This window comes from Streptomyces sp. NRRL WC-3626 (assembly GCF_000718785.1).
GTDB lineage: Bacteria > Actinomycetota > Actinomycetes > Streptomycetales > Streptomycetaceae > Streptomyces > Streptomyces edwardsiae.
The window spans coordinates 1-15,343 of the sequence record NZ_JOCA01000017.1 but is presented as its reverse complement, the minus strand read 5'-3'; the positions used below and the strand labels follow the sequence as shown (position 1 = coordinate 15,343).

The 15,343-nt window shown below is 71.6% G+C and carries 14 protein-coding genes; 6 read left to right on the top strand and 8 right to left on the bottom strand.

Features of this window, described 5'->3' with window-relative positions; all coding sequences use genetic code 11:
• Positions 1-10 precede the first annotated feature (10 nt).
• From IF28_RS0123950 to IF28_RS0123925, 6 genes are all read right to left on the bottom strand, one after another.
• Positions 11-541, bottom strand: a complete 531-nt coding sequence (locus tag IF28_RS0123950) for a DoxX family protein (protein WP_051713855.1) — start codon at positions 539-541, stop codon at positions 11-13.
• Positions 538-897 (bottom strand): hypothetical protein, encoded by a 360-nt coding sequence (locus IF28_RS0123945; RefSeq protein ID WP_030223971.1) that lies wholly within the window; start codon positions 895-897, stop codon positions 538-540. Before IF28_RS0123945 ends, IF28_RS0123950 begins: the two co-directional genes overlap by 4 nt.
• Positions 894-1,757: an extradiol ring-cleavage dioxygenase gene (locus IF28_RS0123940; protein ID WP_030223969.1), complete on the bottom strand. Its 864-nt coding sequence runs from the start codon at positions 1,755-1,757 to the stop codon at positions 894-896. The genes IF28_RS0123945 and IF28_RS0123940 overlap by 4 nt, the downstream gene beginning before the upstream one ends.
• Before the next feature lie 70 nt (positions 1,758-1,827).
• Positions 1,828-2,646, bottom strand: a complete 819-nt coding sequence (locus IF28_RS0123935; RefSeq protein ID WP_030223967.1) for a citryl-CoA lyase — start codon at positions 2,644-2,646, stop codon at positions 1,828-1,830.
• 76 nt (positions 2,647-2,722) lie between these two features.
• A complete protein-coding gene (locus IF28_RS0123930; protein ID WP_051713854.1) occupies positions 2,723-3,910 on the bottom strand; it encodes a CaiB/BaiF CoA transferase family protein in 1,188 nt (395 codons plus the stop codon).
• 95 nt (positions 3,911-4,005) lie between these two features.
• Entirely contained in the window at positions 4,006-4,809 is an 804-nt protein-coding gene (locus IF28_RS0123925) for an IclR family transcriptional regulator domain-containing protein (protein ID WP_030223964.1), read from the bottom strand.
• A gap of 359 nt (positions 4,810-5,168) precedes the next feature.
• Here IF28_RS0123925 and IF28_RS0123920 point away from each other — a divergent pair, with 359 nt between their 5' ends.
• Complete coding sequence (locus tag IF28_RS0123920) at positions 5,169-6,551, top strand: amidohydrolase family protein (protein ID WP_234325332.1); 1,383 nt, start codon at positions 5,169-5,171, stop codon at positions 6,549-6,551.
• 54 nt (positions 6,552-6,605) lie between these two features.
• On the opposite strand, the gene IF28_RS0123915 is transcribed toward IF28_RS0123920, so the two are convergent.
• On the bottom strand, positions 6,606-8,999 hold the full coding sequence (locus IF28_RS0123915; RefSeq protein ID WP_030223960.1) for an RICIN domain-containing protein: 2,394 nt from the start codon (positions 8,997-8,999) through the stop codon (positions 6,606-6,608).
• Between the two features lie 206 nt (positions 9,000-9,205).
• Here IF28_RS0123915 and IF28_RS0123910 point away from each other — a divergent pair, with 206 nt between their 5' ends.
• The 4 genes from IF28_RS0123910 to IF28_RS0123895 all read left to right on the top strand — a co-directional run bounded on the left by IF28_RS0123910 (position 9,206) and on the right by IF28_RS0123895 (position 13,587).
• On the top strand, positions 9,206-10,228 hold the full coding sequence (locus IF28_RS0123910; protein ID WP_030223958.1) for a LacI family DNA-binding transcriptional regulator: 1,023 nt from the start codon (positions 9,206-9,208) through the stop codon (positions 10,226-10,228).
• 237 nt (positions 10,229-10,465) lie between these two features.
• Positions 10,466-11,602: a GH12 family glycosyl hydrolase domain-containing protein gene (locus IF28_RS0123905; RefSeq protein ID WP_030223956.1), complete on the top strand. Its 1,137-nt coding sequence runs from the start codon at positions 10,466-10,468 to the stop codon at positions 11,600-11,602.
• Between the two features lie 189 nt (positions 11,603-11,791).
• On the top strand, positions 11,792-12,871 hold the full coding sequence (locus IF28_RS0123900; protein ID WP_030223953.1) for a lytic polysaccharide monooxygenase auxiliary activity family 9 protein: 1,080 nt from the start codon (positions 11,792-11,794) through the stop codon (positions 12,869-12,871).
• A 98-nt stretch (positions 12,872-12,969) separates the two neighbouring features.
• Entirely contained in the window at positions 12,970-13,587 is a 618-nt protein-coding gene (locus IF28_RS0123895) for a TOPRIM nucleotidyl transferase/hydrolase domain-containing protein (protein WP_030223952.1), read from the top strand.
• Here IF28_RS0123895 and IF28_RS0123890 read toward each other — a convergent pair.
• The gene (locus IF28_RS0123890) at positions 13,536-14,735 is read right to left on the bottom strand and encodes an NAD(P)/FAD-dependent oxidoreductase (protein WP_051713852.1); all 1,200 of its coding nucleotides are present in this window, start codon (positions 14,733-14,735) and stop codon (positions 13,536-13,538) included. The two genes, IF28_RS0123895 and IF28_RS0123890, sit on opposite strands and share 52 nt — an antisense overlap.
• Positions 14,736-15,107: 372 nt before the next feature.
• Between IF28_RS0123890 and IF28_RS0123885 the strand changes: the two genes are divergently transcribed.
• Positions 15,108-15,343: ricin-type beta-trefoil lectin domain protein (locus IF28_RS0123885; protein WP_030223950.1), on the top strand; the 236-nt coding region annotated here is incomplete at its 3' end.

Below are 15,343 nucleotides of genomic sequence, written 5' to 3'. Positions count from 1 at the left end.
GACCGGGCTCCTATGCGTCCCGCTCCGCCGTTCCCGGGGCGGGTGCCGTGGTGCGCAGGTTGCGGCGGCGCAGGGTCAGGGCGGGGATCGCCGCCGTGACGGCGACGGCCGCGGCCGCGAGGGCCCAGAGGGGGCCCGAGGCGCCGTCCATACCGGCGGCGTGGTCGACCGACCAGGCGCCGGGGCCGGTCGTCGCCAGGACGAACGCCAACGCGCCGTAGACGAACGGGACCTCGTAGCCGCCGAGGTGGGCCCAGAGGCCGTTCGGGTGGTTGGGGGCGGCGGCGACGATCATGGTGCCCATGACGACGGACGCGGCAAGCGGTGTGGCCGTGCCCGAGGCGATCAGGGCGGCGCCGGTGAGTTCGCAGGTGCCGGCGAGCAGGACGAGAGGCCGGCCCGGGCGAAAGCCCCAGCTCTCGAAGACGGGCGCGGTGCCGTCGGGTCCCAGGCCACGGAACCGGCCCAGCAGTTTCTGGGCCGCGTGGCCGGCCAGCAGTCCCGCCAGCAGCAGCCGCAGAAGCAGCAGACCGGCGTTCATGTCGCGATGTCCGGGTACGGGAGGGAGAAGTGGCTCAGGCGTTCGCCGTACCACTTCTGGTACTCCAGCCCCTCGTGATCGCGCTCGAACAGGGCGATGAAGAGGGTGAGGGTGAGGAAGGGGTGGGCGCCGAGCGCGAAGAGCGCCGGGTGGTCGTGGGTCGCGAGGGCCTCGCGTTCCGCGTCCTCGAACCGCAGCCAGGTCGACGCCTCCGCGCCGACGCAGTTCAGCAGGGTGTTGGCCTGGGTGGCCTCCCACCAGGTGACGGTGGCGCGCGGGTCGTCCCGGTAGCGCTCGACCAGCTCGGGGTCTCGGTCGACGGTGAAGAGGAACTTGTTCACCAGGTACTTGCTCATGCCGGAACCCCCTTCGGGTACCAGGTGAAGTAGGCCTCCATGGTGTGGAACAGATCGAGGGTGTCGACGTGGTCGGCCCGGACGCCCTCGCCGGCGACGCCCATCATCAGCATGAAGTCCATGAAGCCGTGGGTGGCGTTGCCCGGGCGGTGCAGGCTGTCGAGGGTGACCTCGGAGAGACAGCCCTCGATGTCGCCGCTCGCGATCCATTCGACGGCCCTGCGGTCGAACTCGGGGTCGGGGCCGTGCTCGCCGAACTGGCGGGGACCGCCGAGTTCGAGGGAGAGATGTCCGGTGCCGATGACGGCGACACGCTGGTCGGCCGGCCAGCTCTCGATGATCTCGCGCAGCGCGCGGCCGAGCTGGACGAACCGTGTCGGCCGGGGCAGCGGCGGCGCGAAGATGTTGGTGTACACCGGCACGATCGGCAGGTCGGCCTGGGGCCGCAGGGTGATGATCGGGCAGGTGATCGAGTGGTCGATCCGCAGCTCGTTGCTGAAGGCGAGGTCGAAGCCCGCGTCGAGGCCCTCGCGCAGTACATGCGCGGAGAGTTCCTCGTGCCCGCGCAGCACCATCCGGGGCAGTCCGAACTCGCGTTCCTCGTTGTAGAAGTTGGCGTCGTAGAACGGCGCCTTGCCGACCAGGAACTGCGGCATGTTGTCCAGCCACAGCTGGTGGAAGTGGTCGGAGCCGACCATGACCAGGACGTCGGGGCGGGCCCGGGTCAGGGTCTCCCGGAACTTCTCGATCTTCGCCACCCAGGTGTCGGCGAACGGGGGCCGGTCGTCGCCGGTCGCGGTGCTGGCCCGGTAGTAGAAGGGGTGATGAGTGGAGGCGATGACCGCGACCAGCTCTGCCATGGTGTGTCCTTCGTGGGATGCACGGGTCGGGAGTGGTGCCTGCGGGTGCCGCGTCGCGGCCGTACGTGGGTCAGTCGCCCGGCGGGGCGACGTACCGGGCGTTGCGGTCGACGGAGAGGTAGACGTCCATGCCGAGCGGGGAGCGCTGTTCCTCGGCGAGGTGCCCGAGGAGTCCGGCCGTACGGGCCAGCAGGGCGAATCCGCGCAGCAGACCGATAGGGAGTCCCAGGTCGGCGAGGGCCGCGCCGCACACCCCGGCGCCGTTGAGCGGGAGGGTGCGGCCGAGCACCTGTGGGTGGACGCGGCCGACGGCCTCGAAGAGGCGCAGATGGGGGCCCTTGTGCCCGTTCTCCTCCGCGATGGCCAGCAGGACCGGGGTGCGCGGGTCCCGGATCTTGTGCACGGGGTGTCCGAGTCCGGGGACGAGCCGCCGTTCGGCGCGCGCGGCCCGTACCGTCTCCAGCGCGAGCCGGTCCCAGCCCGCGTCGTCGGTGTCGCCGGGCAGCCGTCCCTCGTGCGCGGTCAGGGCCTCGTGCAGGAAGGCCCCGCAGTCCTCGGTCACGCCGAGGAAGCGTGAGCCGCCGCCGAGGAGTCCCGCCGCGAGCGCTCCCTGGACGGAGTCGGGGGCGGACAGATAGGTGAGCCGGGTGGCGAGGGCGGTGGGGGTGAATCCGTGGTCGGCCAGGGCGACGAGGACGGCCTCGAAGACCCGGACCTCGCCGGGTTCGGGGCGGCGCTGGGTGACCAGCCACAGCGCCAGTTCCCCGAAGCCGACCCGTCCCATCAGCTCACCGGCCAGGTCGTGGCCGAGCAGGGTGATGGTGTCGGCGTCGGAGGTGCCCAGCGACGTGGGGTACTGCGGCGACTGGCCGTTGGCCGGATGCTGCACGGGGGCTGCTCCTCGGGGACGGACCGACGGGTTCGGGGGCGGGTCGGCAGGGCGGGTCGACAGGTTCGGGGACGGTTCAGCCGGGCGGGCGCGGGTCCGTGAGCCAGGCGCGCAGTTCCGCGCCGTCGGCGTTCAGGCCGGGCGGGGGCAGCCGGTAGCGCGGCGGGGTGGCCGAGAAGGTGATGGGGTGGCGCACGGTGGGTACCGCGGCCGGGCCCTCGCCCGCCTGGACCACCGGGTGCAGGCCGATCTCCTCGGCGAACGCGACCCCTTCGGCGATGGAGTTGATGGGCGCACAGGGCACACCGGCGGCCAGCAGCTTGCGGAAGAGGTCGTTCCTGGTGTGCCCGGCGAGGGCCTCCACCAGCAGTGGCCGGAGCTGGTCGCGGTGGGCGGTGCGGTCCTGGTTGCGGGCGAAGCGCGGATCCGCCGGGAGGTCCGGGAGGCCGAGTACGTCGCACAGCTTCGCGAACTGGCCGTCGTTCCCGGCGATGACGATGAGTTCGCCGTCGGCGACGGGCAGCGGCTCGTACGGGAACAGGCTCGGGTGGGCGTTGCCCATCCGGTGCGGGACCTCGCCGCCGGCCACATGGGCGCTGGAGTGGTTGACCAGGCCGGACAGGGCCGAGGAGAGGAGGTCGACCTCCACGTGCTGGCCCTCGCCGGTGCGGTCGCGGTGGTGCAGGGCGGCGAGGATGCCGATGGAGGCGTGCATGCCGGTCATCACGTCGAAGACCGAGATGCCGGCCCGGTAGGGCGGCCCGTCCGGGTCGCCGGTCAGGCTCATCAGACCGGAGATCGCCTGCACCATCAGGTCGTATCCCGGCAGCGAGGGGTCCGCCTGGGAGCCGAACGCGCTGATCGACGCGTAGATGACGCGCGGGTTGGCGGAGCGGACGGCGTCGTGGCCCAGGCCGTAGCGGTCGAGTCCGCCGGGTTTGAAGTTCTCGATCACCACATCGGCGCGGGCGGCGAGTTCCCGGGCCAGCGCCGCGTCGGTGTCGTCCTTCAGGTCCAGGACCAGGGACCGTTTGTTGCGGTTGACGGCCAGGTAGTAGGTGGACACGTCTCCGCGCACCGGGGGGAGCCAGGTGCGGGTGTCGTCGCCCCGCGGCCCCTCCACCTTGATGACGTCGGCGCCCAGGTCGGCCAGCAGCATGGTGGCGTAGGGGCCCGCGAGGATACGGGAGAAGTCGGCGACCAGCAGTCCGTCCAGGGGCCCGGGGGCGCCGCCGTCGCCGGACCGAGACGCTTCGTCCGCCATCCTTGAGCACTCCCTTGATCGCTGTGCGGACGACTGTCCGCTGACCGGCAGTGTCGGAGTGGTCCGGGCGGTCCGTCAAGGGCGGGGCAGAAGATTCAGGTCACCGGGGTGCGCGGGATCGCGCCGTAGCGGGCGAAGTCGGCGCTCACCTCCCCCGCGGCCCGCAGCAGCAGGGGGAGGTACTCGTCCCGGAGTTTCTCCACCGGGGTCTCGGCGGCGTGGACGGTGACGTTCATCGCGGCGATCACCCGGCCGTCGCCGTCGCGCAGGGGTGCCGCCACCGAGCGGATCCCGGCGGCGAGTTCCTGGTCGGTCAGGGACCAGCCCCTGGCCCGTACCTCCTGCAGGGTCGCGTCCAGTCCGGCGCGGTCGAACCGGTGGCGGGGCAGGGCCGCGGACCGGCTCGGCTCGGCCAGCGCCTCGTCCAGTTCCTCCGGCTCCAGTCCGGCGAGCAGCACCTTGCCCAGGGAGGTCTGGGCGGCGGGGAACCGGGTGCCGATGCTCACGGCCAGCGCGATGATCTTGGGTACGGCGACCCGGGCGACGTAGACGACGTCGGAACCGTCGAGCTGGGCGACGGACGTCGACTCATGGGTACGGGCGACCAGCCGCTCCATGTGCGGACGGGCGACCCCCCACAACCCCATGGCCTGTACATAGGTGAGTCCGAGTTCGAGCACACGGGCGGTGAGGGTGAAGCCGCCGGCCGGGAGCGTGCGCACATAGCCCAGTGACTCCAGGGTCAGCAGGATGCGGCGTGCGGTGGGGCGGGCCAGGCCGGTGGCGGTGGCCACCTCGGTGAGGCTCATGACGGGTGTGTGCGGATCGAACGCCTTGATGACGTCGAATCCGCGGGCGATCGCCTCGATGAAGTTCGGGTCGTCGTCGCGACGCGGCACGTGGAGCTCCTGGTGCTCGGGGGTCCGGACGCCGCCGGGCGCCCGGACCCGAGCGTAGCTCCCCCGGGGCCGCGCCGTCCGCAGGGCGGACCGTGCACCCGTTCCCCGGCCGGTGTCGGCGGTGCGGGTCCGCACGGAGTATTGACAGGCTCCGTGGAACCGACACATCGTTACGCCATCGCTCCGTTGTCCGACACACGGACAATCGTCCGCGCCGATGGGCGGAGTGGCGCACCACCTGCGGCCCGGCGGCACCGACCCGGAGGATTCGTATGAACGTGGCCAGTGGTCCGAGCGGAAGCGGGAGCGCCCCCGCACCGGGCTCACCCGTGGTGTTCCGGGGCGGGACCGTCCTCACCATGGACGACCGGAGGACCGTCCTCACCGGGGCGGACGTCCTGGTCGTGGGAAAGCGTGTCGAGGCGGTCGGCCCGTCCCTGGCGGTCCCGGAGGGCACCGCCGAGATCGACGCGACCGGCGGCATCGTGATGCCGGGCATGATCGACACCCATCGGCACATGTGGCAGACCGCGATGCGCGGCTACGGCGCCGACTGGACCCTCACCCAGTACTTCGTCTGGTACTACCTCGAGCACGGCGGGCACTTCCGGCCCGAGGACGTGTACGCGGGCAACCTGCTGTCGGCGATCGAGGCACTGGACGCGGGTGTGACCACGACCGTGGACTGGTCGCACGGTCTGCAGACGGTGCAGCACGCGGACGCCGCCGTCGACGCCCTGGAGGAGGTGCCCGGCCGGTTCGTCCTCGCCTACGGCAACATCCAGGCGGCGCCCTGGGAGTGGTCGGCGGCACCGGAGTTCCGCGACTTCGTCGCCCGCCGCTTCCGCGGTGACGACATGCTGGGCTTCCAGATGGCCTTCGACGTCACCGGCGATCCCGCCTTCCCGGAGAAGGCCGCGTTCGAGGTGGCCCGCGAACTGGGTGCCACGGTGACCACGCACGCGGGCGTGTGGGGCGCCACCGACGACAACGGCATCCGTCTGATGCACGACCACGGTTTCATGACCCCCGGCACCGTCTATGTGCACGCCGCCACCCTCGACGCCGACTCCTACCACCGCATCGCGGCCACGGGCGGCTCCGTGTCGGTGTCGACGGAGAGCGAGCAGAGCTGCGGGCAGGGCTATCCGCCTACCTGGGCCCTGCGCGCCCACGGCATCCCCGTCTCGCTGTCCATGGACACGAGTGTGTGGTGGAGCGGTGACCTGTTCTCGGCGATGCGGGCCACCCTCGGCGCCGACCGGGCACGCGAGCATCTGGAGGCGCACGCCGTCGGCGAGACGGTGACCCACGCCCATCTGCGGGCCGAGCAGGTCGTGGAGTGGGCGACGCGCGGCGGGGCACGGGCGCTGGGCCTGGACGGCACGGTGGGTTCGCTCGAGGCCGGCAGGAAGGCCGACGTCGTCCTGATCAGGAACGACCACTCGCCCGTGATGTTCCCGCTGCTCAACCCGTACGGCCATGTGGCCTTCCAGGCGCAGCGGGCGGATGTGCACACCGTCGTCGTGGACGGCCGGGTCGTCAAGTACGACCACCGGCTGGTCGGCGTCGACCTGGTGAAGGCACGCCGGACGGTCGAGGCGACGGTCGGGCACCTCCGGGACCGGCTGGGCGGCGAGGCGTGGGAGCGCGGTATGAACCCGGGCATCCCCGAGACGAAGGTGCTGGACAACCCGTACACGTACACCGGCTATCGCAGCGCCGGCACGCACGGCGGCTGACCGGCCGTGGTCCGCCCGGCGGGGAGGTGCCGGGCGGACCGTGGCGTCACCGGCTCACAGGAAGCGCCACAGATGGTCCGCGGTGCCGTTGTCGTCGTACTGGACGACCTGTGCGCTGTTGCCGGTGGACATGTTGTCGACGCCGAGGACCTTGCCGCTGTTGCGGTTGCGGACGCGGTACCAGCCGTCGCCGTTGTCGACGAACGTCCAGAGGTGGTCGGCGGTGCCGTTGTCCTCGTACTGCACGACGCGTGCGCTGTTCGCGGTGGACATGTTGTCGACGCCGAGGACCTTGCCGCTGTGCCCGTTGCGGATCAGGTACCAGCCCTCGCCCCGGTCCACGAGCTGCCAGGCGTGATCGCCCGTGCCGGTGTTGTCGAACTGGACGACGCGTGCGCTGTTCTCGGTGGACATCCCGTCGACGGCGAGGACCTTCGCGCTGTTCCGGTTCTGCAGCCGTTTGAACGGCGGTTCCGGCGTCCAGGCCCGTCCGTCGGGCGACGCGGTGGGGAAGGCCGTGACGCGCAGTCGCGCCGCGCCCATGGGGATCAGGGTGACGGTCTCCACGGGCGCGTCGCTGCGCGCGGGTCCGTCCTGCAGCGGTGCGACGACATGCTCGTCGTCCGCGATCCACGCGTCGATACGCCGGGCGTCGGCGGTGATACGGACCGGAGTGGTGTCGTGGGTGAAGGGGTTGTTGGGGACGGGCCCGCCCGCGCGGTCGAGGGTGAGGCGGGGCGAGGGGGTGAGGCCGTAGTTCCAGGCGGAGGTGGCGTGCACCTCGTACTCGGGGAAGGTGTCGTCGCCCGCGTAGCGGTCGTACCGTTCGCCGATCTTCAGGGAGTAGGTGAGCGGGCCGTGCTGGACGCTGACGGCGCCGTGCTGCTCGGGCCAGTGGCGCAGTTCGGTCCGCTGGGGCAGCCGCAGGGTCACCACGTCGCCGTCGTGCCAGGTGCGGTTCACCGAGGCCCAGGCAGGACCGTCGGGCGCACTCGAGAGGCGGCCGTCGACGCGCAGTTCGGGTCCCCGGCACCATCCGGGCACGCGCAGCCGCAGCGGGAAGCGCACCGGGCGCGGGGTGGACACGGTGAGGGTGACGGTCTCGGTGAAGGGGTAGCCGGTGTCCTCGGTGACGGTCACGGTGGTGCCGCCCGCGACCTGTGCGCGCACCCGGCTCGGCGCGTACATCGCGGCGGCGAGACCGCCGTCGGGGCTGCTGAGCCACAGCTCCTCGGTGAAGTACGGCCAGCCCATGCCGTAGTTGTGCGGACAGCAGCGGTACTGGTCGACACCGGGGTGGAAGGCCTGCATGGCGAAGCCGTTCTGGAACTGCCCCTGTGTCTTGGTCCTGTTGTCGAGGTCGACGCTGTTGGCGCTGGTGACGTAGTGGATGGAACGGCCCCGCGGGTCGAGGGAGGCGGGCAGCATGTTGAAGGCCAGGTCCTCGCAGCGGTCCGCCCAGACGGGGTCGCCGGTGATCCGGGTGAGGAGTTCGTGGCTGGCCATGAACTCGACGATCCCGCAGGTCTCGAAGCCCTGCCGGGGGTCGTCGAATCCGGGCCGGTAGTTCTCGTCGCCCGCCATGCCGCCGCCGGGGAACCGCCCGTAGGCGTTCATGACGTCGTCGTAGGCGCGGTAGGTCGCCCGGGTCAGTTCGTCCAAGCCCGCGATCTGTCCGTACTGGGCGGGTTCGCGGAAGCCCTGGGCGATGTTGACGTTGTGCCGGGTGGGGGTGGCGCCCGTCCAGTCGGCGCCGTGGGTGTGCATCTTGGCGGCCAGATCGAGCAGGAACGGCTCCCCGGTACGCCGGTACAGCCATACGGCGATGTCGAGCCCGTCGCCCCAGCGGTAGGAGATCCAGCTGGTGTCGAAGGCGCCGGGGCCCTGGGCGTTCATGAACCGCAGGAACCGGACGAGGAACGGCACGACACGCTCGTCGTGCGTGAACTCCTCGTGGGTGCGCAGGGCTTGCAGGAGCGGCAGGAACGGCCAGAAGTCGGGCCCGCCGTTGAGTGAGGTGCGCAGGGAGCGCGGTCCGAAGAAGCCGTCGCTCTGCTGGGTGGCGAGGATCGCGTCGATCCACTCGCGGGAACGGGCCAGGGCGGCCGTGTCCCCCGTGGCGACGGCCAGTGGCACATAGCCGCGCAGCCAGTACGGCACCTCCTCCCAGCCGCCGCGCTCCGGATGCACCCAGCCGGTCGCCGTGAAGTCGAGGAAGTGGGAGAAGCTCTCGTACCGGCCGCACAGGCCGTCGAGTTGGAGTCGCAGCTGGCCGGCGAGCCAGCCGCGCGCGGTGACGCTGCCGGACGGCAGCTTGCGGAAGGCGTCGGGCGCGGGCGCCGCCGCCGGCCGCCGGGGCGCGGCGGACGCGGACGGGGCGAGGGCGCCGCCGAGCGCGGCGACGCCGAGGGCGCCCGCGCTGAGGAGGGTGCGTCTGTCGAGGGGCATGTGGGGGGCTCCTGTTCGACGTCCTGGATCCGGCCGGGAGGTGCGCAGAGCTGGCTCTTATAACGTTGTAAGAACCAGTCGGGATGACAGCACAGCGCCGGGGCCGCTGTCCAGAGTCCGTCACCGGCCGGCCACAAAGTGTGCCGACGAACAGGCCGTTCGGGGCGTCGGTGGCCGTAGGATCTAGTGATCTCGTGGGGGTGGTCATGAGCAGGCAGCGTCCCGGCACACCGACGCTGGAGGAGGTGGCCGCGCTCGCGGGTGTGGGGCGGGGCACCGTCTCGCGTGTCATCAACAACGCGGCGGGCGTGAAGGATTCGACGCGCCGTGCCGTGCAGCGTGCCATCGCCGAACTGGGCTACGTGCCCAATCTGGCGGCCCGTTCACTGGCGGGCCGGCGTGCCGACGCCGTCGCGCTGGTCATGACGGAGCCGGACTGGCGGCAGTTCGGTGAGCCGTTCTTCTCGGAGATCGTCCGGTCCGTCGGCGACGCGCTCACCGACACCAAGGTGCAGCTGCTGCTCACCCTGGTCCGCACGGACGCCGAACGGCAGCGGCTCGTGGAGTACGCGCGCGGCGGCCGGGTCGACGGCGTGATGCTGATGTCCGTGCACGCGGAGGACGCGCTGCCCGACATGCTGGCCGAGGTCGGCCTGCCCACGGTGCTGCTGGGGCGGCGTTCGGGCGAGGAGAGCGTGACCTACGTCGACGCGGACAACACCGGCGGCGCCCGCGGCGCGGTGGCGCATCTGCTGGGACTCGGCCGCCGCTCGGTCGGCACCATCACGGGGCCGCTCGACATGTACGTGGCCCAGTGCCGGCTGCGCGGCTACCGCGAGGCGCTGGAACGGGCGGGCGTCGGGCACCGGGACTCCTGGACCGTCGAGGGGGACTTCTCGGCGGACAGCGGGCGCCGGGCGATGGCCGAACTCATCGAGCGCGCACCGGAGATCGACGGTGTGTTCGCCGCGTCGGACACCATGGCCGCGGGCGCGCTCGACGCCCTGCGGGCGGCCGGGCGCCGGGTGCCGGAGGACGTGGCGGTGATCGGCTTCGACGACTTCCCGCTCGCCCAGCACACGGCGCCGAAGCTGACGACGGTGCGGCAGCCGCTGGAGGAGATCGGCCGGACGATGGTCCGGCTGCTCCTGGAGGAGATGGAGCAGCCGGAGGTGGCCTGGCGGCACGTCATCCTCCGCACCGAACTGGTGCTGCGCGACTCCGCCTGACCCGTGCGCGTCACACCGAATGTTTCGGGAGCGCTCCCGAGGCCGTAACCCGTGATGGATCAACTCTCCGACCTGCGGCTTCGAAAAGAATTCGACAGTTTCCCGCGCACGGCCTTGTCAGGGACATGGGTAGCTCCTACAGTCCCGTTCCGAAACACAACTGGGAGCGCTCCCATCAATGGGGAGAGGGGAGCGCTCCCGCCCGGTCCCCCGCATCCTCCTGGAGAGGTCCCCCTCATGCGACGGTTACCGAACCAACCCCGGGTCCCGCGCGGCCTGTTGGCGACGCTCCTCACCGCTTTCGCCGTGCTCGCGGCGCTGGTGACCGGGACGGCGCCGGCCCAGGCCGACACCACGGTCTGCGAACAGTTCGGATCGACCGTGATCCAGGGGCGCTACGTCGTCCAGAACAACCGCTGGGGCACCAGCGCCACCCAGTGCGTCACCGCCACGGACAGCGGCTTCCGCGTCACCCGGGCCGACGGTTCGGTGCCGACCAACGGGGCCCCGAAGTCGTATCCGTCGGTCTTCAACGGCTGCCACTACACCAACTGTTCGCCGGGCACCGCCCTCCCGGCACGGATCAGCGGCATCTCCAGCGCGCCCAGCAGCATCTCGTACGGCTTCGTCGACAACGCCGTGTACAACGCCTCGTACGACATCTGGCTGGACCCGACGCCCCGGACCGACGGGGTGAACCGGACCGAGATCATGATCTGGCTGAACAAGGTGGGCCAGATCCAGCCGATCGGTTCCCGGGCCGGCACGGCGAGTGTCGGCGGGCGCACCTGGGAGGTGTGGGCGGGCGGCAACGGCACCAACGACGTTCTGTCGTTCGTGGCGCCGTCGGCGATGAGCGGCTGGAGCTTCGACGTCATGGACTTCGTCCGGGCGACCGTGGCGCGCGGGATGGCTCAGAACGACTGGTATCTGACGAGTGTCCAGGCGGGCTTCGAGCCGTGGCAGAACGGTGCGGGGCTGTCGGTCGACTCCTTCTCGTCCACGGTGAACACCGGTGGCGGCGGCCCGCAGGAGCCCGGGGAGCCGGGTGGTCCGGCCGCGTGCTCGGTGTCGTACGCCACGAACGTCTGGCCGGGCGGGTTCACGGCCGATGTGACCGTGCGGAACACCGGTTCGTCCGCCGTCGACGGCTGGAAGCTCGCCTTCGCCCTCCCCTCCGGACAGCGCGTCACCAACGCCTGGAACGCCTCCGTCACCCCCGCCTCCGGGGCGGTCACGGCGAGCGGGCTCGACACCAACGGGCGGATCGCGCCCGGCGCGAGCGCGAACTTCGGCTTCCAGGGCACCTACAGCGGCTCCTTCACCCCGCCGAACGGGTTCAGCCTGAACGGCACCGTCTGCGCGACCGCCTGACACGACCGGCGGGCCGCGTCCCCGCCGCGTCCCCCGGGCCCGGGGCCCCGCCCTTCCCCCCTGCGCCGGCAGGGCGGGCCCCCGGGCCCCGCGCTCATCCGAGCCCCCCGCCCGTCCGGTCGGCACCCACCCCGGACGGGCGGGGTTTCCACCTATCCCCGCCCATCCACCACCGGTACAGGAGATTCCATGGTCTTACGACGCAGATTCGTCTCCCTGGCAGCGGTACTGGCCACCCTCCTCGGAGGGCTCGGACTGAGTTTCCTCTGGCAGAACGACGCGCAGGCGCACGGCGTGGCGATGATGCCCGGATCGCGCACCTACCTCTGTCAGCTGGACGCCATCACCGGCACCGGCGCACTGGACCCGGACAACCCCGCGTGCCAGGCCGCGCTGAACCAGAGCGGGTCGACGGCGCTGTACAACTGGTTCGCCGTGCTCGACTCCAACGCGGGCGGCCGTGGCGCCGGTTATGTCCCGGACGGCACGCTCTGCAGCGCGGGCGACCGGTCCCCGTACGACTTCTCCGCCTACAACGCGGCCCGTTCCGACTGGCCCCGCACGCATCTGACGTCCGGTGCGACGATCAACGTGAAGTACAGCAACTGGGCCGCCCACCCCGGTGACTTCCGGGTCTACATCACCAAGCCCGGCTGGTCGCCCACCTCCCAGCTGGGCTGGAACGACCTGGATCTCATCCAGACCGTCACCAACCCGCCCCAGCAGGGTTCGCCGGGCGCCAACGGCGGCCACTATCACTGGGATCTGAAGCTGCCCTCCGGGCGTTCCGGCAACGCGCTGATCTTCATGCAGTGGGTGCGTTCGGACAGCCAGGAGAACTTCTTCTCCTGCTCCGACGTCGTCTTCGACGGCGGCAACGGCGAGGTCACCGGCATCGGCGACGACGGCGGCACCCCGGACCCGGACCCCACGGACCCGGACCCGACGGATCCCCCGCACACCGGTGAGTGCATGGCCGTCTACTCCGTGGTGAACTCCTGGAGCGGCGGTTTCCAGGGCTCCGTCGAGGTGATGAACCACGGGACGTCACCGCTCAACGGCTGGGCCGTGCAGTGGAAGCCCGGTACCGGGACCACGATCGGCAGTGCCTGGAACGGTTCGCTGACGAAGGGCTCCGACGGCACGGTGACGGTACGGAACGTCGATCACAACCGGGTGATCGCTCCGGACGGCAGTACGACGTTCGGCTTCACGGCCACGTCGTCGGGCAACGACTTCCCCGTGGGCACGATCGGCTGCGTGCAATAGCCGGACCTTGACGGCGACACCGGTGCCGCGGGTGCCGGTGTCGCCCTCCGGCCGTAATTACCTGTCGCCGGCGGCCTCGGAGGGGACAGACTCCTCTCATGGCTGACATGAGGGTGTTCCGGGACGCGGTCGCCGCGTGGGCCGCCGGCGGTCCCGGCGACCCGGCGCGCGAACTGGCGGAGCGGCTCGGCGTCCGGACGGCGGTCCTGCTCGAAGGGCTGAGCGACGCCGCCGCGGTCGAGGCACTGGCCGCGCGCCGCGGCCGGGACCTGGCGGCCGAGGGGGTCTGCGTCCTGCCGATGGGCGGTGCGATGAACATCGGGCGCTTCGCCCGGCTGCTGGGGCCGCCCGGTCTGGGCCTGCGGCTGACGGGGCTGTGCGACAAGGGCGAACGCGGCTACTACGCCCGGGGACTCGAGCGGGCCGGTGCCGGGCGGGCGGAGTTCTTCGTCTGTGCCGCGGATCTGGAGGACGAGCTGATCCGCGCGCTGGGGGTCGACCGGGTGGAGGAACTGGTCCGGGCGGAGGGCGAACTGCGGCCCCTGCGGACCTTCCTCAACCAGCCCGCGCAACGGGACCGTAGCGCACAGGAACGGCTGCGGCGCTTCCTGGGCACCAAGAAGGGCCGCAAGATCCGCTACGGCCGGGTCCTCGTCGAGGCCCTTCAGCCCGAGCGGGTGCCCGCCCCGCTCGACGCCCTGCTCACCGGCGTCTGACCGGCCGGCGCCGGGTCGGGGAAGGAGCGGTCGCCGAAGAGGACCCGGGCGGCGGCGGCCCGGCCGGGCGGTGTGCGCAGCAGGGCGAACGCCGCCGTGGCCGCGGCCGGTGCCCGGAGGTACGCCAGGCCCCTGCGCATACCGAGCCGGCCCCGGAACCGGGCGCGCAGAGCGGCCCCGTCGTAGTGGGCGAGGGAATCCGCGCCGCCCGACCGCAGTGCCTCGTCGAGGACGGAAGCGGCCAGTTCCGACAGGCGCAGACACGGGTCAAGACCACCGGCGGTGAGCGGGGAGACCGCGCCCGCCGCGTCCCCCACCAGCAGTCCGTCGGCGCAGGCGATGCGCCGCAGTACCCCGCCGACGGGTATCGGTCCGCCGCGCCGTTCCACCGACTCGGGCCGCCGTACGCCGTCCAGTCCGGGGGCCGACGCGCTGAACCGTTCCATGGTGCGGCGCAGCCCCTGGGGGAAGCGTTCGGCATAGCCGGCGACCCCGACATGGGCGTGCTCCCCGTCGTGTATCACCCAGGCGAGGTAGCCGGGGGCGAGGGAGGGGTCGAGGACGCAGTGGAAGGTCGGCGGTTCGCCGTTCGACGGTACGGCGAAGACCTCCTCGGCGCCGACCAGCATGTGTCGGTTGCGGTCGAGGCCGAGGTCGCGGGCGACGCTCGAACGGGCCCCGTCGGCGCCGACGACGAAGCGCGCCCGGACCGCGACCGGTCCGCCGCGCCCCACCAGCCGGAAGGTGTCGCCGTCCCGGCCGGCATAGCGCGTGCCCAGTGCCAGTCGCACACCGGCGTCGACCGCCGCCGTGGCCGCCGTTTCGTACAGCGGCCCCATGTCGCCCACCCGGAACTCGTCACGGTCGCTGACCAGAGCGACGGGGCGGCGCAGACCGGGCGGATAGAGCACCACGCGCCGGATCGGCGGTCCGAGATGCTCGTCGGGCAGCGGAAAGTCGTCGAGTGTCTTGCGTACGAAGATGCCGGTGGTGCGGATCGCGCCGCCGAGGGCGGTGCGCCGTTCGGCCAGGAGCACATCGTGGCCCTGCCGGGCGAGCAGGGTGGCGACGTGCAGGCCGGCGAGGCCGGCGCCGACCACCAGGACATCCGTGTCGACGGTTGCCTCGCGGCGGGCTGTTGTGGGCATGGGAGTGCTCCTTCGGGACGTCGAAGGCGGACGCTTCGATCGACTTACGATGGGAAGCTATCGAAATTCGATAGACCAGGCAAGCGCGGAGGGCCTGACGCGATGCGGGCGCGGGCGCCGTTCACCGACAGCGGGGAGCGGCCTCGGGAACTCCTGCGCCGCGGGCGCGAGTTGGACTGGACCAAACACTTGACAGGCGCTTCAGTCACTCCTTAAATCACGGACTGAAGTAAGTAAGGTTTCCTATCCTCTCCCCCACCTGCCGCCGCACCGCCGTCACGGAGTCCGCAGCCGTTTTGGCATGTCCTGGACATGTCGGAGGCGGTACTGCCGCCGCGTGCCGGGCATCGGCGGCAAGAAGGACAGTGACTCATGACCACGACGCTTCTGAACAGACCCGCGCTGCGCGGCGCGCTCGGCACGGCGGCCGTCGCCGCCCTCCTGGCAGGTCTCCACTCCGTCCCGGCGAGCGCCGCCGCTGCCGCCACCGGACGCATCACCGGACTCGGCGGCAAGTGTGTGGACGTGGCCGGTGCGGGCACCGCCAACGGTACGGCCGTACAGCTCTACGACTGCAACGGGACGTCCGCGCAGAACTGGACCGTGGG